This is a genomic window from Salinisphaera sp. S4-8, from assembly GCF_040361235.1.
GTDB lineage: Bacteria > Pseudomonadota > Gammaproteobacteria > Nevskiales > Salinisphaeraceae > Salinisphaera.
In genome coordinates, this window is sequence record NZ_APNF01000003.1 from 301,211 (window position 1) to 318,966 (window position 17,756).

The 17,756-nt window shown below is 63.8% G+C and carries 14 protein-coding genes and 1 pseudogene; 6 read left to right on the top strand and 9 right to left on the bottom strand.

What is annotated here, in order from left to right:
* Positions 1–10 precede the first annotated feature (10 nt).
* Together S4A8_RS06535 and S4A8_RS06540 are read right to left on the bottom strand one after the other, a co-directional pair.
* Entirely contained in the window at positions 11–2,434 is a 2,424-nt protein-coding gene (locus S4A8_RS06535) for a YbcC family protein (RefSeq protein WP_353219519.1), read from the bottom strand.
* Positions 2,431–3,972 (bottom strand): NADH-quinone oxidoreductase subunit L, encoded by a 1,542-nt coding sequence (locus S4A8_RS06540; protein WP_353219520.1) that lies wholly within the window; start codon positions 3,970–3,972, stop codon positions 2,431–2,433. The genes S4A8_RS06535 and S4A8_RS06540 overlap by 4 nt, the downstream gene beginning before the upstream one ends.
* A 98-nt stretch (positions 3,973–4,070) precedes the next feature.
* Between S4A8_RS06540 and S4A8_RS06545 the strand changes: the two genes are divergently transcribed.
* The 3 genes and pseudogenes from S4A8_RS06545 to S4A8_RS06555 all read left to right on the top strand — a co-directional run bounded on the left by S4A8_RS06545 (position 4,071) and on the right by S4A8_RS06555 (position 6,459).
* Positions 4,071–4,970, top strand: a complete 900-nt coding sequence (locus S4A8_RS06545; protein ID WP_353177472.1) for a LysR family transcriptional regulator — start codon at positions 4,071–4,073, stop codon at positions 4,968–4,970.
* Positions 4,971–5,441: 471 nt separating this feature from the next.
* Positions 5,442–5,756: pseudogene (locus tag S4A8_RS06550) on the top strand (3-(3-hydroxyphenyl)propionate hydroxylase); the annotation flags it as partial.
* 49 nt (positions 5,757–5,805) lie between these two features.
* The gene (locus S4A8_RS06555; protein ID WP_353219522.1) at positions 5,806–6,459 is read left to right on the top strand and encodes a TetR/AcrR family transcriptional regulator; all 654 of its coding nucleotides are present in this window, start codon (positions 5,806–5,808) and stop codon (positions 6,457–6,459) included.
* 68 nt (positions 6,460–6,527) lie between these two features.
* Here the strand turns inward: S4A8_RS06555 and S4A8_RS06560 are convergent, their stop codons facing one another.
* The 3 genes from S4A8_RS06560 to S4A8_RS06570 all read right to left on the bottom strand — a co-directional run bounded on the left by S4A8_RS06560 (position 6,528) and on the right by S4A8_RS06570 (position 11,755).
* The gene (locus tag S4A8_RS06560; protein ID WP_353219523.1) at positions 6,528–7,808 is read right to left on the bottom strand and encodes a WD40/YVTN/BNR-like repeat-containing protein; all 1,281 of its coding nucleotides are present in this window, start codon (positions 7,806–7,808) and stop codon (positions 6,528–6,530) included.
* Between the two features lie 431 nt (positions 7,809–8,239).
* Positions 8,240–10,228 (bottom strand): oleate hydratase, encoded by a 1,989-nt coding sequence (locus S4A8_RS06565; protein ID WP_353219524.1) that lies wholly within the window; start codon positions 10,226–10,228, stop codon positions 8,240–8,242.
* 297 nt (positions 10,229–10,525) lie between these two features.
* Positions 10,526–11,755: an MFS transporter gene (locus S4A8_RS06570; RefSeq protein ID WP_353219525.1), complete on the bottom strand. Its 1,230-nt coding sequence runs from the start codon at positions 11,753–11,755 to the stop codon at positions 10,526–10,528.
* 103 nt (positions 11,756–11,858) lie between these two features.
* On the opposite strand from S4A8_RS06570, the gene S4A8_RS06575 reads away from it, so the two are divergent.
* On the top strand, positions 11,859–12,752 hold the full coding sequence (locus S4A8_RS06575) for a LysR substrate-binding domain-containing protein (protein WP_353219526.1): 894 nt from the start codon (positions 11,859–11,861) through the stop codon (positions 12,750–12,752).
* An 88-nt stretch (positions 12,753–12,840) separates the two neighbouring features.
* On the opposite strand, the gene S4A8_RS06580 is transcribed toward S4A8_RS06575, so the two are convergent.
* The 3 genes from S4A8_RS06580 to S4A8_RS06590 all read right to left on the bottom strand — a co-directional run bounded on the left by S4A8_RS06580 (position 12,841) and on the right by S4A8_RS06590 (position 15,852).
* Positions 12,841–13,974 (bottom strand): hypothetical protein, encoded by a 1,134-nt coding sequence (locus S4A8_RS06580; protein ID WP_353219527.1) that lies wholly within the window; start codon positions 13,972–13,974, stop codon positions 12,841–12,843.
* Positions 13,975–14,164: 190 nt separating this feature from the next.
* Positions 14,165–15,001: an arginase family protein gene (locus S4A8_RS06585; protein ID WP_353219528.1), complete on the bottom strand. Its 837-nt coding sequence runs from the start codon at positions 14,999–15,001 to the stop codon at positions 14,165–14,167.
* Between the two features lie 149 nt (positions 15,002–15,150).
* Positions 15,151–15,852 carry a LysE family translocator gene (locus tag S4A8_RS06590; protein ID WP_353219529.1) on the bottom strand — a complete coding sequence of 234 codons (702 nt, stop codon included), beginning with the start codon at positions 15,850–15,852 and terminating at the stop codon, positions 15,151–15,153.
* Here S4A8_RS06590 and S4A8_RS06595 point away from each other — a divergent pair.
* Positions 15,851–16,408, top strand: a complete 558-nt coding sequence (locus tag S4A8_RS06595; protein ID WP_353219530.1) for a TetR/AcrR family transcriptional regulator — start codon at positions 15,851–15,853, stop codon at positions 16,406–16,408. The two genes, S4A8_RS06590 and S4A8_RS06595, sit on opposite strands and share 2 nt — an antisense overlap.
* Positions 16,409–16,493: 85 nt before the next feature.
* On the opposite strand, the gene S4A8_RS06600 is transcribed toward S4A8_RS06595, so the two are convergent.
* A complete protein-coding gene (locus tag S4A8_RS06600; protein ID WP_353219531.1) occupies positions 16,494–16,937 on the bottom strand; it encodes a hypothetical protein in 444 nt (147 codons plus the stop codon).
* 382 nt (positions 16,938–17,319) lie between these two features.
* On the opposite strand from S4A8_RS06600, the gene S4A8_RS06605 reads away from it, so the two are divergent.
* On the top strand, positions 17,320–17,742 hold the full coding sequence (locus tag S4A8_RS06605; RefSeq protein ID WP_353219532.1) for a DUF2231 domain-containing protein: 423 nt from the start codon (positions 17,320–17,322) through the stop codon (positions 17,740–17,742).
* Positions 17,743–17,756 lie beyond the last annotated feature (14 nt).

Here is a 17,756-nt window from a genome sequence, read left to right on the forward strand (position 1 = left end):
CCACTGGTCGCTAACGGGCGTGCCAACCCTGGCCATCACGCCGGATCAGCGTGCGTGAGTCGTCGTCGATGCGAAACAGATGCAGCCAGCCATTGACCACCAGATCGCGCACGGTGGCTTCGGTTTCCAGTATCCGATCGATGGCGTGTGCCGGCGCGGCCAGACATACGCTCAGGCGCAGCGGTTCGTGCATGAGTTTTTCGCCGTCGTGCACGGATTGCCAGGGCAGGCCGATCCGCAGATCGCCGGCATTGCCTTCGAGCACGCCCACATGCCCGCCGACCACATTGTGCAGCACCTTGTTGCCGCTGCCGTAGCGCTGGTTGTCCACCACCGAGGCGTAGTACTGCATGTTGATCCAGTGCGCGACGACCATCGGGGCGGTCATGATCTGGCGCAGGGTCTGGAAGTCGTCGTCCTGTTGCCAGTCGTAGTTGTGCAGAAACACCCGGCCGGCCAGGTCGCGGCCTCGGGTCCAGTGGCCGGGCGCGGCAATGAAGGCGGCGTTGTTGGCCAGCCCCCATTCCGGACGTACCTGGCCCCAGTCGCGGGCGCGCCGGCGCATGGCCTTGTGCAGCGCAGTGGGCTTTTGTGTCAATGCATTCAAGCCGAGTGCCGGTGCCCGCTCGGCCCGGGCGCGCTCACCGGCGCTCGCCAGCGTGACGTAGAGATCTTTGAGCACCGGTTGCAAGGCATCGGGCACCTGATCGGCATCGAACAGCTCGATCTCTTCGGTGGTGGTGTTGTGCAACGCAGCCATGAACCAGGTGCCCTGCGGCACATGGATATCGTGCGCGCATAGCCCGTCGCGCACCGCGTCGTCGTTGAGCAGGCTGGCCAGCGCGCGGGCGTTGACCTCGCCGGTCTGGCCGCAGCAGGCGCCGCAATCGAGCCCGGCCGCGTGCGGGTTGTTGGCGCTCTGACTGCCGTGGCCGGTGAGTAGTACCAGCGAGGCGAAGTTGTCGGTCAGCCCCATGGCGGTAAGAATGCCGGCGGCCAGTTCGGCGCCTTGTTCTGACGACAGGTTGGTCAGCGCCGGGTGCAGGCGGGCGCGCTCGGTCGGCCCCAGCCCGGCCTTGTCCGGCTGCTCCGCGTCCGCCAGGCCGAGGGTGCGGCGTATCAGTTTGCCGGCGTAGAAAAACCCCAGGGTTTCCACCAGCGTGAAGATGGACGTGGGCGCATATTCGAATTGTTTCCAGTGCACCGCGGCGGTCAGACGCTCGCGCCGCTGCTCACCCACACTCGCGGCATTGCTACCCGCATCGGAGACTTCCAGCGCCGGCGCAAGCAACCCCGGCAGCTGCGCGCGTGGTGCATCGGTACCGACGGGCCGGTACTGAATCGGCAGCCCGAAAAAGCCGGCAAAGCCCCGGGTTTCGAAATCCGGGTCGGTGCTTTCCAGCGCCCGCCGGATGACCTCGGAGCGCACATCGATACAGAAAATCGCCTGGACCGTGGGCGCGGTCGCGCCCGCGCCGGGTTCGCGCAATACCGCTTCCAGATGCGTCTGATAGGCGAGTTCGCTGGCGTATTGCCAGGTCCACAGCGCGTCGAAATGCGCCTGTAGCTGCTGCTCGCGTTCGGGCAGCGCCTGCCACTGTTGCAACCATTGTTCATGCCAGCTGCCCGGGCCGCGCTGGCCGTCATCCAGCAGCCAGTCCCAGGCCAGCCGGATGGCCAACAGATCGACGATACGCGCGTCGTCATCCCCGGCCTGGCGGGCACGCCAGCGCTCGCCGGCACACCAGGACGCCCAGCCGTTGATGTCCAGCAACAACGTCAGCAGATAGGCGGGTACGCGATCTTCGGGTAGATCGAGCTCGGCGAGCATTTGCGTGAACACCGCGGCCGCCTGCTCGGGCAGGGCCTGGGCGCGCTCGCCCAGCGCCGCATGCCCGAATGGGCCGGTACCCGGATGGGTGAGAAAGTCGGCCCGCCATTGGGCAAACAGGCCGCCGTCCTGGTCGACACCCCACTCGGCCTCGGCATCATCGAAGAATGCAGCACAAAACAGACTGATCTGATCGCGCACATGCGCTTCCCAGCTGCGGGCCGGCAGCGGCTCGCCGCGCATCGACGCCATACGTGCCAGCGTGGGCAGCGACGCCGGCTGCGCCCCTGGCGCATCCAGCGCCTGCAACAGGGTGTCGGTGTCGCCGTCGTAACCGGTGGCGTCGATGGCGCGCGCCAGCTCGGCCCGGCCGATACGCCCCGCCTGCCAGGCCTGGCGGTAGTAATCAGGGCGCATCAGCAACGAGGTGCCACTCAGCGCAGCCAGCCGCGCGGCAACGTCGGCGATCGGCCGGTAGCGATGACTCCAGTACGGATTGACCGCGATGAAGCTGTCCAGCGGCCAGATCGGAGCGATGGCATCGCAGGCCGCCTCGGCGATCGGCAGCAGCCGGTCCTCGGCGTAATCGGCGGGCGTGTTCATGAGGTGCGTTCCTGTTCCTGCAACGTGGGGCCGACCGGCCGGTGTTCGCCGAATCGCGGCCGGCGCAGGCCGGGCAGCCGGTTGATCAGATCATCGAGATAGAGCCCATTGGCCAGCGCCTGGTGCAGCCAGCGGCTACGCCGGCCCGCGCGCAGCCAACCCTGGAACAGCAGCAGAAGCGTAAACAGGCCGCTGATCCACAGGATCTGGCCCGTGGTGCGCTCGCTGTGCAGCAGCGGCGCCATGAAGGAGTCGAACAGCAGATGCCATAACAGGCCGAGCGCGACGATCGCGGCCGCGGTCAGGCCGCTGCGCAGCGCGGCCCCACCATGCTGCGGGCGCATACCGGTCAGCAAGGGTGCCAGAGCAATCAGGCTGATCAGGGCAAACACCGCCCAGCTGCCTTCGAGCCGGTTCAACCCGTGCAGTATCGGCACCAGCAATGCAGCGGCCACCAGCGGCGCGACCAGCCAGGGCGACATCGCCCCCGACACATTCGGGCACAGCCGGGCCCGGCGGGCACGCACCACGCGATCACCGGCATTGAGAAACGCAAAGGCCTTGTAGAGCGAGTGGCCGAGCAGATGCAGCAGGGCCAGATGCCAGGCGCCCAGAGCACATTCGACCAGCATGAAGCCCATCTGGGCACAGGTGGACCAGGCCAGCCGAACCTTGATGTTCGACTGCGCGATCATCGCCACCGCGGCAATCGCCGTGGACAGCCCGCCGGCGAGCAGCAACAGCCACTGTGCGGCCCACGATTCATTGATCAGCCAGGCCATCTTGATCAGCACCAGGCCGCCGAGATTGACCACGCCCGCGTGCAGCAATGCCGATACCGGCGTCGGGGCCTCCATGACCTGCAGCACCCAACCGTGCAAGGGCAACATCGCGCAGCGTACGATCGCGGTGATCGCCAGCAGCATGGCCGCGATCGTCAGGCCCGTTGGTAACGGCGTGAGCGCGGGCGCGGCCGACAGCGCGGTCAGCGATAGCGACCCGCTTTGCCAGGCGATCAACACCACCGCCCCCAGCATGGTGATATCGGCCAGTCGGGCGCTCATGAAGTGCTTGTGGGCTGCCCGTTCGGCACGCGGGCGACGCGGATAGAGCGTCAATAACGGCTGCAGGCCCAGGCTGGTCGCACTCCAGGCCAGGGCGAGCACGGCGAGATTGTCGGTGGTGCTCACCAGCGCGGCACTGGCCAGCGTGATCGATACCCCACACAAAAAACGTTTCTGACAAGGCTCGCCGGCCAGATACGGCGCGGCGAAGCGAACGATCACCCAGCCCAGGAAGGTCACCAGCACCAGACCGGCCGTACCGGCGAGCTGCACCGGGGCCGAGGCAGAGGCCGTGAATACAGCCATGATCGCCGCGACCAGGGCGATCAGCATGGCCGCAAGCGACGCCACCCGTGCCATTCGCCAGGCCGGTTCCGGCGCAGACACAACGCGGGTCATCAGCGCGGCGAGCACATAGAGGCCCGGAATGCTCCATTCGAGCCCGGGCCCGAACAAGCCGGTGAACGCGTCCATGAATCCTCCTGTGCGGTAATACAGGCTATCTTGCCGCCGGGACGATGTTCGGTAAAATACAAAATAGATAACAAACCGTTCTCTTAAAACGAACAGTCATGTCGCGGCTCAACTATAACCACCTGTACTACTTCTGGGCCGTGGCCCGCGAACAGCATCTGACCCGAGCCGCCGAGCGTCTGCATGTGTCGCAGTCGTCGCTGTCCGCGCAGATCAAACAACTGGAAGAACAGCTCGGCCAGCCGCTGTTTACCCGGGAAGGCCGAAAGCTGGTACTCACCGAGGCCGGCCACGTGGCCATGAACTATGCAGAAACCATCTTTCGCACCGGCAGCGAAATGCAGGCCATGCTGCGCGACGGCCAGACCAGCCATCGGCAAGCCCTGCGTCTGGGCAGCGTCGCCACCCTGTCGCGCAACTTTCAGGAAAACCTGATTCAGCCGTTGATGGGCAACGCGGACGTCGAGTTGGTGCTGCAATCGGGCACGCTCGACGAACTCACCCGCCGGCTCTATGTGCACGACCTGGATGCCATTCTTTCCAATCAGGCGATTCAGGGCGATACCCGCAACCCGGTACGCTGCCGACGGATCGCCCGTCAGCCGATCAGCCTCGTCGGCCCGCCGCTGGGAGATGGCAAGCAATTCGATTTCCCTGCCGACCTGGATCACTGCCCGCTGGTCGTGCCGGGGCCCAGCAGCAGCATCCGCACCGGCTTCGATCTGCTCTGCGAACAGCTGCAGCGCCGCCCGGACATCATCGCCGAAGTCGACGATATGGCGATGATGCGCCTGCTCGCTCGCGATACCGGCGCGATCGCCCTGCTACCACCTGTGGTAGTCCGCGACGAGCTCAAGAACGAAACCCTGCAGGAGTACTACGCCCTGCCCGGCCTCTACGAGGATTTCTACATCATCACTGCCGACCGACGCTTCCAGAACCCGCTACTCAACGAGCTCATGTCCCGGCCGGCAGAAAAGATTCTCACCCGCGACTGATTAGCCACGCGTAAAAGCACGCGCATCCGGACGTGCGCCGATCCGAGTTCGTGTCCAGGCGTGCCGGTCGACTTGCGATCTCGTGCAAGCCGCCCAATGGGCATAAATCACCCGAGTTGACGCGATAGCGATGCAGCGGCCCCGCTGCCACGCTCGCCCCACCCGACAGGCACATCGACGTTGGCGAGGCCGGTACCGAGCTCGGCAGCGTCTTCGAGGCGGCGGCCCTCGCGAGACACGATGCGGCGGCGAATCAGCGGCTGGAAAAAGGCTTCAGAAAGCCGTCGATGGGCGGCAGCGGCCGCTGGGACAGGCGTCGCGCTTCTTCGGGGTCCATGCCGAGGATGCCCAGCACCATGGCAGCGGTGCGTTCGGGCAGTTGGTCTGCGTCGAGATCCAGCTCGGACAGGGCCTGTGCTGCGTGCGGATCGCCCGCGCGTTCGATTTCGGTCGTGAGTACGGCTCAGCGACGACGTGCTCGGCGACCATCTCACCCTCATCGGCCTCGGCATCGACCCCCGTGCCGGGCTCGACGCTGCCACCCAGGCCCGCTGGCAAGCCCACGGCGGCGCCTTTGTGCATGTGGGCCTGCGCGGCCAGCACGCGACAAGCGACATCGCCTTTGCCGAAGACCTCTCCGACTGCCTGGTCCAGGGCAGTGCCCGCGGCCATGTGCTCGTCTGCCGCCCTGATCGCGTCATCCTGCATGACGGCCCGGCAACGCAGGCTAACCGTATCGTGGAGCAGTGCCTGCAAGCGCTGACGCTGACGGCTACTCAATATTGAAACGTTCCCAGTATCATGGCGTTTTCCGAGCCGTTCACCGAACCGTTTCATGGCCACTAACGCCCATTCCAATACGCGCAAAAAGTCGCAGCTGACCCGCGGCCACAAGAAAAAAGCCCGCACCCGGCAACAACTGCTCGATGCGGCCCTGCGCATCTATGCCCGGGCCGGCGTGGGCGGTCTGGCACTCAACGCCCTGGCCGAAGAAGCCGGGGTGTCCAACGGCACCATCTACAACTACTTCCGCTCGCGCGAGCAGGTGCTCGAAGCGGTCGGCCTGGAGCTGGCGATCCAGCTATCGGAACAGATCCTGGTCGCCAGCGAAGCCGTGGACAGCGGCGCCGAACGCCTGTGCATCGCCGTACGCACCTTCATGAACAAAGCACTCAGCGACCCGGACTGGACGCGCGCGCTCATCAGCGTGGTGCGCTACGCCGAAGGCATGCGCTCGGCGCTGGGCAGCTATCTGCGCGCCGACCTCCAGGCCGGCCATCGACAGGGCGATTTCCACTACGCCAACGAGGAAATGGCCATGAGCATCGTCATCTCCGCCACCCTGGGCGCGATGAACCTGCTGGTCGAACAAGGCCCGGTGGAACACGCCGACCGTATCGCCGCAAAGATGGTGCTACAGGCGCTGGGCGTACCCGACGAGCAGGCCCGACACATCGCCGAGCTGCCGCTGCCGGGCGCGCAAGGCTAGCCGATCGCTGATGCGCCCATACGGATCGCCAGCCGGCTGATCACCTCGGCGCTACGCCCAAGCGGAGCTCAGGGATCCAGCGGCCACGACAGCAGAATCGGCGAGCGTTGCGTATCCCATCGCGGATCGGCGTCCGGCCCGGGCTTGAGGGTGCCCGAGCCCACCACCCAGACGCGTTTCTTGCCCAGGGCCAGGCCCGCGAGCTTGACGCTGCCGGTATCGGTGCGCCCCGGCCGGGTCAGATCCAGCCATAGCGTCCAGTTCTGGCCGCCGTCGTCGCTGCGATAGACCAGCCCATCGTTGGTAATCAGCCAGCCCCGCTTCGCATCGCGAAAACGCAGGCGAAAGACACCAACCTCGGGCTCGTACATGACCGGCCGGGGCAACTCGAGTTTGGTGGCCTGCCAGGTCTTGCCCGCGTCGCGCGTACACCACACGCTCACCCCGCCGCCGATACAGCCGTGCTGGGCATCGACGAAGTCGACCGTGGTCAGGTGGGCGTCCTCGGCGCCGATATCCACGGCCTGCCAGCTCGCGCCGGCATCCTCGCTGCGCAACACGGTACCGCCGCTGCCGACGGTCCAGCCCACCTCGGGGCCGGTGAACAAGACCTCCTGCAGATTGACGTCGTCCATGGGCACGGGTAGCTCGACACGCTGCCAGTCTTGGCCGTCGTCGGTGGTGCGCAACAGGCTTTCGTAGCCGACCGCAACCACGGTGGTATCGTCGGCGTAGGCGACGTCGAACAGCCCCATCGGCACGTTCAGCTGTTCAATCTCGGGCGCGCGCGGATCGTCGAACACACGGTTGAACGGCTCCCAGTCGCGACCGCCGTTACGGGTTTCGAAAATCAGTCCCCCATTCTGGCCGACGGCATAGCCGTGGCCATCCGGGCGCATCGCCAGACCGAGCACGCCATCGGCAAAGCCCGAAAACGAATCCACGGTCCAATGGCGCGCCTCGGCATCGCTATGCGCCAGTTTCAGGCCACGCCCGCCGACAGCGACCAGTTCGCCGGACGGCATCACCTGAATATCGCGAAAGTAACCGGTGATATCGGAAAAGCCGGAGGCAGTGATGTTTTTGCCCTCTTCGTCCAGTTGCATGTCGAAGCGCTCGGCCTGCTGGCGCGTGGGCGCGCCGACATCGTGCAGGTTGTAACACCGCCCGCCCAGACGCTCCTGGTCCTTAAACGGCAGACACTGCGGATGGCGCTTGCCATCGGGCACTTCGGACAGCGATTTAATATCTGGCGAGGCAGCCGAGGCACTCAGTATCGGCAGCAACCAATACGCCAGGCCGATGGCCAGCAGTACGAAGCACAGCAGACGAATACGTGAAGCAGACACGAGCGACTCTCCGCGGTAGTTGTTGGGCATTGCGAGGCCAATATCGATACCGGGGGCGACACGCCGGCCCGGTGTGCCGACCTGAAACCGATATCCCCGCCCTGCAGTGCGCGATTCCATACGCGAGGCACGGACCAACGCACGCACAGCAAAGCCGCGAATTATGCGTCACGCACCCGGGCGGTGCAGCGAACGTCCCGGTCGCCGTCGGACTGACGTTGGTGTCGTGTCGCGTCTACTGCTCGGCGCGCGGCGGGATGTGCGTGGCGATGCCCGCCTCGTACTCACGCAATTCAGTGGCCGCCCGTGGGGCCGCAACGCCGCCACGGCGGCGCTGGCAGCGTCTTCGATTGCCTTATCCACGCGATCGCGCTTGAGTGCATCGCCCAAGAGCAGCCTCGAGTGCGTTTCAATTCAACGCGCCCCCAGGCTCATTCCCGTTTTTTGTCGAAGTGCTTTCGGAAGCTCGTCACCCACGACGCCACGCCCTTGAGTGCGTCGCCGGCCTTGGCTGTCAGCGCGTCGATTTCGCCTTCGACCGCATCGTATTTGGATGCATTCTTCTCGGGAAGCGGCGGCAGAATATGGGCGTAGTAGGTCCGCTCGAGTAACCGATGCAACAGCCGCTCGCCGGGAAATGGCTGACCACTGTTCAAGGCACGCGCGCCCTTGATCAGGTTGCGGATGTCGTACTGGGTGGGGCTGATGTCCGGCGCCTGTTTGGGGATGTTGAGCAGCTTGTAGACGCCAATTCTGGCCGTGCGTACCGACGCCTCCATGGTGAAGATGATGTCGTTCCGGGTTTCGACGAATTGTCCGATCAGGCCCAGGTTCGTGCAGCCCTGCGGCACCACCGCCGGCCGGTCGCCTGCGGCGCGCGGCATGAACTGCGCGGTGATATAGGGCATCAAGGCGGTGCGCACTTTCGTGTGGGCCACGATTTCCTCGAGCTGCGTTTCGATACCCAGGTGATAGCACAGCTCGGCGAGAATCTCTCGGCCGGTGCATTGCGGCATGGCCTTTTCGACGTAGTTACCGGGCTGGTCCATCAACAGGCCGTATACCCACAGCACGAGCGTGTTCTTGGGCTGATCCGGAAAATGCGGCTGCCGATTACAGGTAACGCTCAGCAGCCAGTTCGAATCCGTGAAGGTGATGATGCCGCCTGTCGCCGTGCGCCCCGTACACGGGTCGTTGACACAAAGCGTCTTGATTTTATCGACCAGCGGCGAGGGCTTGCAGGTCAGCGTGGCCGATTCCCAGATGGAGCGGTCGGTGTCGCCATAGAATTTCTCGGGACGGCCGAAAACCGGTGATTTCTTGGCCAGATTACGCCACAGCGCCCAGCCACTGTGCTCGCCCGGCTCGTGTCGGCCGACATCCAGCTGCGGCACCGTATCGAGCTCGCCATAGGCCGTGTTTTCGGTCATCGACCCGGTCAAGGCGAAAACGAGATCGTTTGCGCCGATACCAATCCGGCGTGGCTCGCCGGCAACGCGGCAATCAATACCGGTCACGGTCTTGCGCGTGCCGGCCATGTCGAATTCCAGATCGTGCACGCGCGTTGAGAACTGAAATTGCACGCCCTTCTCACGCAGCATATCGGCCAGCGGTTTGATGAAGGTGTCGTACTGGTTGTACTTGGGAAACACCAGAACCGACATATCACCAAAACCGTCCACCGAATCCAGGAACCGGTGCATGTAGAGTTTGACTTCGAGCAGGCTGTGGCAGTTCTTGAAGGCGAACATGGTGCGAAAGAGCGCCCAGAAATTGCTCTGTAGAAAACCGGCGCTGAAGTAGTCCTCGATGGTGATGTCATCGAGGTCTTCCTTGCGCTTGAGCATCAGGCGAATCATTTCCCACTGCTGCGCGGTGGACAGACCGAAATCGGTAAAGTCCAGAATCTCGCCCCGATTGCGCATGAGCCGCGCCTTCGAGTAGTTCGGATCGTTGTCGTTGACGAGCCGGTACTCATCGAGTACCGAATAGCCTGCCGGCAGTTCCGCTGCCGGCACGTCCTGGAACACGTCCCACAGCGTGTCGTAGTTCCAGTTCATTTCACGCCCGCCGCGGATGATGTAGCCGTGCCGCGCATCGCCGGCGCCGTCCATGGAGCCGCCTTCGATATCCATCTCTTCCAGCACCGTGATGTTGGAAGCCGGCATATGGCCGTCGCGGATCAGATAGAAGGCTGCCGCGAGGCCACCAATCCCGCCGCCTATGATCCACGCCTTTCTGTCCTCGACGCCCGGCGTGGGCAACGGGCGATGTCGTGCATAGGGCCCAATGAAATCGGGCGGCGGCAAGGTATTGTCGGGGCGATGATGCCAGTAGCCCGCCGTGGCATCCGGCTCGTGCTCGAAACCGTCCGGCGCAGTCGTCGGGATATCGAAACCGGGCACTGTCTTTTTCGGCATGGCGCGAACACTCCTGTCTTGGCGGCACGATCCAGGGCTCAGACTTAACTATCGTATGAAGTCTGGCTATCCATCGAATTGACCTGGATCAGCCTCCGAGCCGTTCGCTAACCAAAACGTGGAACGGCCGTTGCCGAACATGACCGGGAAGACGAACCGGCGTACTCATCGGTTATCCGATTGACCGTTCTCGACGGCGGGCCGGGCGCAACTCGGCATCCGCGCCCTCGTGTCAGCGATCGTGCAATCCCACGACCGGCCGAACACGGCGACCGGACGCGCCGCCCGGGCTAGACCTCAGGCCGCGGTCGGGGCCAGGTTGGCCACCCGGTGCTCGCGGATCGGCCAATGCATCGCCACCGCGACCAGGCTCAGTACCACACTGGTCCACCAGATGGCGTCGTAATGGCCGGTGCGTTCGTAGATCCAGCCGCCCAGCCAGACGCCGGTAAAGCTGCCCAGCTGGTGGCCGAGGAACACCACGCCGTACAGCGTGGCCATGTAGCGGGTGCCGAACATGGTCGCCACCAGTCCGGTCGTGGGTGGCACGGTCGCCAGCCAGAGAAAGCCGGTCAGACAACTGAAGGTGAGCACGGAGGTCAGCGATAGCGGCAACACCAGCAGGGCCACGGTCACGATGCCGCGGGCGATATAGATGAACATCAGCAGGCGTTTCATCGACACCCGACCGGAGATGTAACCCGACACCATCGCCCCGACCACGTTACACAGCCCGATCAGCCCGATCGCCCAGGCCGCCACATCCGGATCGAAACCGTTGTCCGTGAGGTAGCCCGGAAAATGCACGGTGATGAAAGCCAGATGGAACCCGCAGACAAAAAATCCCAGCGTCAGCAACCAGTAGGACAGATGCCCGCGAGCCAGGCCCACGGTGGCGGCGAAGGAATCCTGTGCGCTGACCGCGCTCACCGGTGCTGTCGGCTCGGGCCGTACCCGTCGGGCCAGCGGCATGATCAGGATGACCATCCCCATGGCCATTAGCGACATGGCATTCAGCGCCCCGATCCAGCCGAACAGATCGATCAGCTGCTGTGCCATCGGCACGATCAGAAACTGCCCCATGGAACCTGCCGCCGTGCCGACACCCAGAACCCACTGCCGATCGTCCTCGCTCACCGCCTTGGCCATCAACGGCAGCACGATGCCGAAACCGGTCCCGGCGATACCCGCGCCCACGAGTACGCCCGCCCCCATCTGCAGGGTCCAGACCGAGTCCACGCCCGCGGTCAACCAGAGCCCCAGGGCATAGAGCAGCGCGCCGCTAACCAGCACCTTCGTATTGCCGAAACGATCCGCCAGGCCACCGGCCAGCACGGCGATCACGCCCCAGGCGAGGTTCTGGATGGCCAGCGCCAGGCTGATCACATCCCGCCCCCACTGGTTGGCGTGCGCGATCGGCTCGACGAACAGACCGAAGCTGGCACGAAAACCAAAGGCAAACATCAGCAGCAGCGAGGCCGCGCCCAGGGTGATCCATGCTGATGCGCTCAGGCGGGGGAAACGCATGCCAGGCTCCTGTCCGTTCCAGAATCAATTGATCTATTCTCAACAGGCCCGAATCGACGGACAAACGATATTTTTTACCTGCTTGAATAAGGTTTTCTAAGCCATGAGCCAGCCGCCCCTGAAAGCCCTGTATTACTTCTGCGTCGCCGCCCGCTCGCTGAGCTTCAAGCAGGCGGCCGACGAATTGTCCGTCACGCCGGGGGCTGTCAGCCAACAGATCAAGACGCTGGAAGAATGGCTCGGCTTGCCGCTGTTTGTGCGTAGTGCACGTCAGGTCACGCTTACGGAGGCCGGCAACTCGTTCTACCGACGTATTTACCCGCCGTTGTCGGAGGTGCTCGGGGTGACGGTGTCCATGCAGCGTATCAATCGCAGCCGGACCGTCCGGCTCACCCTGCCGCCGGGCTTCGCCATGATCCGGTTCGGGCCCAAACTGGCCGCCTTTCGCCAGGACCACCCGGACATCGAACTGCAACTGCATGCCTCATCGCTGCTGTCCACGCTCGACGGCACGGACCATGATCTGGCCATCCGCTACCTGCCCGAAGCCGATCCGATTTTCCACAGCAGCTGTCTGGCAACACTGCAGGTCATGGCCGTATGCAGCCCCGCGTATCGTCAGCGCTTCCCTCGGCTTGCGCAAGCAGACCTCACCGGCACGACGCTCTTGCACGACCACCTGCACCCGGACTGGCAGCGGATGATCCAGCAGGCCGGGCTGACCGGTCAGCCGACAGACAATCTGTACTCGGACCATTCCATGCTCGCCATGCAGGCCGCCGAAAGCGATCTGGGCATCTGGCTTACGGACCCGGTCCTGGGCGGTCCGGCGCTGGGGGCCGGGCGTCTTTGCCGGGTATTCGAAACCACCCTGCCGGCCAGACGCCACCTGTTTCTGGTGCACAACCGCCAGTCGCCGTTAAGTGCTGCCGCCACAACGGTCAAACACTGGATTTTCGATCACTTCCGGCTGGCGCCGTCGGCCGCCGATCACTAAGTCGCAATCGAAACGCGACCGATCCCGTCCGGCGTCAGTGCACGAATCTCTGCGAACGCGTCAAAACCGCCCGCCGTTTGTTCACACGCTATCGCGAAAACCGGCCACCGTTTGCGATACACGCCCGCTGGACGAGCGCGGGGTCTGTTGCGTACGTGTAGGTGGTTTGGCTACGCGCGCCACTGCGCATGCTGCAGCTGGGCCCGCTTTGATCGCAGCCGCCGGGCAGAACCCGGTTGCCGCCGCGTACGCACTGGTCGCGAAAGCGCGCCACATCCTGGCTGCCGGCAAGACGGTAGTCGACACAGACTTCGGCACGCGGGTCGTAACAGCTCAGCGAATTGTCGCTGGCGCCGCCGCGCTGGGCCGATTGAGGCGCCGACTGTGTGGTCGCGGCCCCACGTCGTGTACCCCCCTGCCCGGCCATCGAGGCGCCGTGGGCCAGCGCACGCGCGTCGTGTTGTCGAACGGCCGCCAGCGCGTGTGCGTACCCTTGTGCGCTCGCCTGCGCCTGGGCCGCAGTTGTCGGTTCCGCAGCCATCATTTCTTCGTTATGCCACGTGATACAGGTGCGACGGCGGGCCGCTTCCACTTCGGATGCAATACGCGAGGCTTGCCCTGCCGGCGCGACATAACAGCCCCAGGCCTCGAGTGAACACTGGCAGGCCATATCGATCACGATATATTTTTCCTGTGCCACCGCGCGTGCCTGTTCCAGGCTCATCGGCGCCTGCGCCTGGGTCGAATCCTGTGGCGCCGGCAACGCCCGCGGCCAGCTGTCGAACCAGCGCTCGATGCACTCGTAGTTTTCATCGCAATACGCTGCCACCCGGCGATAGGCAGCCTGATCGACGGGATGGCCGGCATCACGCGCCTCGATACGCACGTGTTGACACATCCAGTCCCCGCATTCGACCACGATCTCGTTATCCGCACTCATATAACGACGCAACGCGCTGATAGACCGATCGTCCAGGGCATCGTATGCCTCGATCGTCGGTACCAGCGGCTGGTCGTCAGGCAAGCTGCGTACCTCTCGACAAAACGGCGAATTCTCGTCGAGCCAATCCCGTGCGCCCGAAAGCATATCCGGCAACGCGTCGATCATGTAGCCATGGCAGGCGCTGCGAATCACCCCGTCGAGACGGGTTTCGAATTCTGCATCCGTTTGCTGCGCGCCAAGCGGCATCCAGCCACCGATCGCCCATACCGCAAATGCCACCGCCCATTGCGCCCGTCCAACCATCCCCGCCCCCAACATCCGCCCGCCCGAATAGCAAAGATACCCCATTGCGTAGCCGCGTATGGCAGCCCGATCTTCGCCGCATCACGCGCCAAGCGCCAGGCACTGCCTGATTCGCCGAACGCCCGGCACGGCCACGTCACGCAGCAGCGCTGGCATTAACGAATAGCTAGCGAGTCTGCGTCGGCTCGCTTTTGAGTCCATTGACCACCGGCTCGAGTGCTTCGATTAACGGCGCTGGCGAGACGGGGCTTTGCTCGGGGTGCCACGCATGCTGGAATTCCGCGATCTCGACGCCAATCACCTCGCTGCGCGCCAAGGCAACACAGGTCTCGTGAATATCTTGCAGGGATAGCCCTTCCGGACACACATAGTCCGTTGGAACAATGCCTGGCTCAAGCACATCGCAATCCAGATGAATATAAACCGGGCGTCCGGCGACTGCGGCTTCGAGTTGCGCGACAAACGCGGGCCCGGGCCTGATATGCGTGACACGCCCCGTATCGATCAACTCGATCTCATAGGGATCGAGGTCTCGTTGTCCCACGAGGATGATGTTGTGAAGCGCCAGCCCCGCACCGAGGCCCGAATCCCATAAACCGGCGGGCCCTGCCAAAGCCAGGCCACCTAAATAGCCGCTGTCGGATGTCTCCGGGATATTCAGATCGCCATGCGCGTCGAACCAGACAATGCAGGCGTCCGGTCGATGCTTTGCAATAACCGGAATAGTCGCCAGCGACACCGCGCACCGACTTGTGGCGGACAAGGGCCTGCGGCCTTCGACCATCACCCGCTCGAAATGAGTCTGGATGTCTCGCAAGGCCGCCATCGCCTGGTCAAGCTCGATACGCCAATCGGCGCCGAGCGCTTTCTCCGGCGTTCCGATGGGGGTCGCACGGATGCCGAGTTCTGTAGCCAATACCTCGCCGATCGATTGGGCGCCGGGGATGGCGAGATCATTACGATCACCCGCGCGGCCCTGAAATACGGTCAAAGCAATGGACATCACAGATACCAGGCAATGTGAAGCGCAAGGCGCTGAGTGCGAACCCTAAAAGCGCCGTGACCGGCCGAAGCGCGCCAACGGGCGTTCGCGGCCAAGCGTTGTATTCTGCATATGACGCAAAGCGGTCGCCAATCCATTCATCGCTCGTATTAACCGAACATCGCCCAAAACACCGCCGCGACCATGGCCGTGGCGAGCACGCTACGTATCACGCGTGCCGCGCGTGGGCGGCGCAGCCAGGACGTTAGCAGCTGGCCGCTCGCCATCCACACGAGGTTGGTCGATGCCGCCACTCCAAGGCATGTCCCAGCGGTCAGGCCGTACGCCCAGAGCGGCGACTCAATCGGCAGTAGCGACTGCGAAAAGATGGCAACAAACGCCGCGTAGCTCTTCGGATTGAGCACGTTGAGCAATACGCCGTCTCGAAAGCGCGGCGCACCGCCGGCATTCGCCGGATCGCCTGGTGGCGAAGCCGTGGCGATCCGGTAGGCGAGATAAACGATATAAAGCGCAGCGACCGCCTCCAAAACACGCCGAAAGTTGGGAAACTGGCTGAACAACGCCCCGAGCCCGGCCGCCGCAGCCAAGGCCACGAGTGCAAGGCCGGTCATGATGCCAAGGTAAAACGGCAGCGCACGGCGCAGGCCGAACGTGGCGCTCGACGCCGCAAGCGCTATGGGCGCCGGCCCCGGCGAACCGAGGATGAGTGCGGCGGTTAGCGCGAGCGAAGCGATCGCCGTGGCCATGGGCTGTTGTCCATCCAAAGCAAAATGGAACCATTCAGTACCGTTTATACAAGATGGAACCGATCGGTTCCAACAGGCTCGCTGTTGGACTAATCTGGCTGGCATGCCCACGCAAGCCAGGGAACGCCTGCTCGATTCCGCCGAGGCCTTGTTTTATCGCCACGGTATTCAGGCGGTCGGGATCGATCGCCTGCTGGAAGACTCCGGCGTCGGACGCGCGTCGTTCTATCGCCATTTCGAAAGCAAGGATGCGCTGGTTACCGCGGTACTGGCCCGGCGTGATGCCGCGTGGCTAGAGATGTTCGATGACATCCTCGAGGCCTGCGACGGCGAGCCGCTGGCGCTGTTCGACGCTATGGCCACGCGCTACGCCGAGAACGATTTTCGTGGCTGTGCGTTCATCAACGCCATGGTGGAAGCCGCAGACCGGAACAGCCCCTGGCACCAGATCGCCGTCGAACACAAACACGCGCTGATCGAACGAATCGCCGAATCACTACGCGCCGCCGGCCACGCGGATGCCGAAACGCAGGCAAGCCGGTGGATATTGCTACTCGACGGCGCTGTCGTCACCGCCATGCGGGAAGGCCACGCCGGGCCGATTCAGGAAGCAGGCCGGATGGCGGCCCAATTGCTGGATCGACCTATCCATTCGACCTGAGCGAGTCTGGATGCCCAGACCGGAGCGGCGCGCCAGACGCCTCGGACCCCGTGCTCATATACAGATGCCGCCGCGAGCCTGGCGATCAATACGTCGCGTAAAGATACTCGCGCATATTCCTCAAGATATTGCGAGGCCAGTCAGCCGATGTCGTGTCGCCGAAGAAACCGACATCCTTCGACCCTTCGGCGACCACGTGGACGCGAGTATCAGCCCCCACTTGCTTGAGATAGACGCCAGCCACGACGTTCCAGTCGAATGGGGTAATACCGTGCTCGCCCAACACCATACCCCGCGAACGATCCACCTTCTTGAGCGCAAACCCCGTCTGCTTGAGCCCGACCTTCGCGGCTTCGAAAACCTGGTCGCCGTTATAGCCTTGAAAGACATCACCATCCTGGTATTCGGACCATCCCGTCTTGCCACGCTCGCCATCGAACGCCGCCTCGTCCGCGCTCTGCGGCAAGGAATCGAGGCTCGCGCACCCGGTCATGACGAGCGCCGTAACTACCACCCATACAATTCTCATCGAAATCCCCGTTTTCGTGGCAACTCAGCCTTGTATTAGCGACGCCCGGTCCAAGTCGGCTCGCGATTTGGGCACAGTATTATGTAACGCCGCATCTAAAACGCGCCCCGTACCAAGCGCGTCAATCCGCCGCTTGAATTAAATGCACTGAGGCGTCCCCGGCCTGCTCGGATTTCCCAGCCGGTGCTTCGCGGCCAGGGCTCCGCACGACGGGGCGTGTCGTTCACACACCAAGCCGTCCAGCATCGCGATCGCAGCCACCCTCGTAGGTAGAAATACTTTATGCGGGGTTTGCCACGCCTAATACACTGGTCCGAAACCACTTGCGTAACCAAGACCCGACGCAGCAGCGCGTTCTGGGTTGCGCCCACAGGAGTCTGTCTTGACGACCGCCCACCAACCGTATCGAAGCGGCATTCATCCGCTTCATGCGCTGATACTGTCCGGGAGCTTCCCGCTCTTTCTCGGCGCCGCGCTGGCCGACTACGGCTACGCCACGTCCTACCTCATCACCTGGAGCACGTTCGCCTCCTGGCTGATTGCCGGCGCGCTCGTATTCACAGGCTTCGCCATGCTGTGCGCGCTGATCGGCCTGTTCCGCGCAGACAAGCGCGGCACGTACCTTCTGTATTTCGGGTTACTTCTGGTGACCTGGATCCTGGGCTTCATCAACGCCCTGGTCCATGCGCGCGATGCCTGGGCGATGATGCCCACAGGTTTCGTGCTGTCGATCGCCGTCGCCGTGCTTTCCTGCGCCGCCACGCTGCTCGGCTTTTCTCGTCTCGGTCGCGGAGTCCGCTCATGAAAACGCAAGCCATT

What these genes read in the sequence shown, in the direction of transcription:
- S4A8_RS06535 (WP_353219519.1), bottom strand. Translation starts at nt 2,434, where the DNA reads ATGAACACGCCCGCCGATTACGCCGAGGACCGGCTGCTGCCGATCGCC.
- S4A8_RS06540 (WP_353219520.1), bottom strand. Translation starts at nt 3,972, where the DNA reads ATGGACGCGTTCACCGGCTTGTTCGGGCCCGGGCTCGAATGGAGCATT.
- S4A8_RS06545 (WP_353177472.1), top strand. Translation starts at nt 4,071, where the DNA reads ATGTCGCGGCTCAACTATAACCACCTGTACTACTTCTGGGCCGTGGCC.
- S4A8_RS06555 (WP_353219522.1), top strand. Translation starts at nt 5,806, where the DNA reads ATGGCCACTAACGCCCATTCCAATACGCGCAAAAAGTCGCAGCTGACC.
- S4A8_RS06565 (WP_353219524.1), bottom strand. Translation starts at nt 10,228, where the DNA reads ATGCCGAAAAAGACAGTGCCCGGTTTCGATATCCCGACGACTGCGCCG.
- S4A8_RS06570 (WP_353219525.1), bottom strand. Translation starts at nt 11,755, where the DNA reads ATGCGTTTCCCCCGCCTGAGCGCATCAGCATGGATCACCCTGGGCGCG.
- S4A8_RS06575 (WP_353219526.1), top strand. Translation starts at nt 11,859, where the DNA reads ATGAGCCAGCCGCCCCTGAAAGCCCTGTATTACTTCTGCGTCGCCGCC.
- S4A8_RS06585 (WP_353219528.1), bottom strand. Translation starts at nt 15,001, where the DNA reads ATGTCCATTGCTTTGACCGTATTTCAGGGCCGCGCGGGTGATCGTAAT.
- S4A8_RS06595 (WP_353219530.1), top strand. Translation starts at nt 15,851, where the DNA reads ATGCCCACGCAAGCCAGGGAACGCCTGCTCGATTCCGCCGAGGCCTTG.
- S4A8_RS06590 (WP_353219529.1), bottom strand. Translation starts at nt 15,852, where the DNA reads ATGCCAGCCAGATTAGTCCAACAGCGAGCCTGTTGGAACCGATCGGTT.
- S4A8_RS06600 (WP_353219531.1), bottom strand. Translation starts at nt 16,937, where the DNA reads ATGAGAATTGTATGGGTGGTAGTTACGGCGCTCGTCATGACCGGGTGC.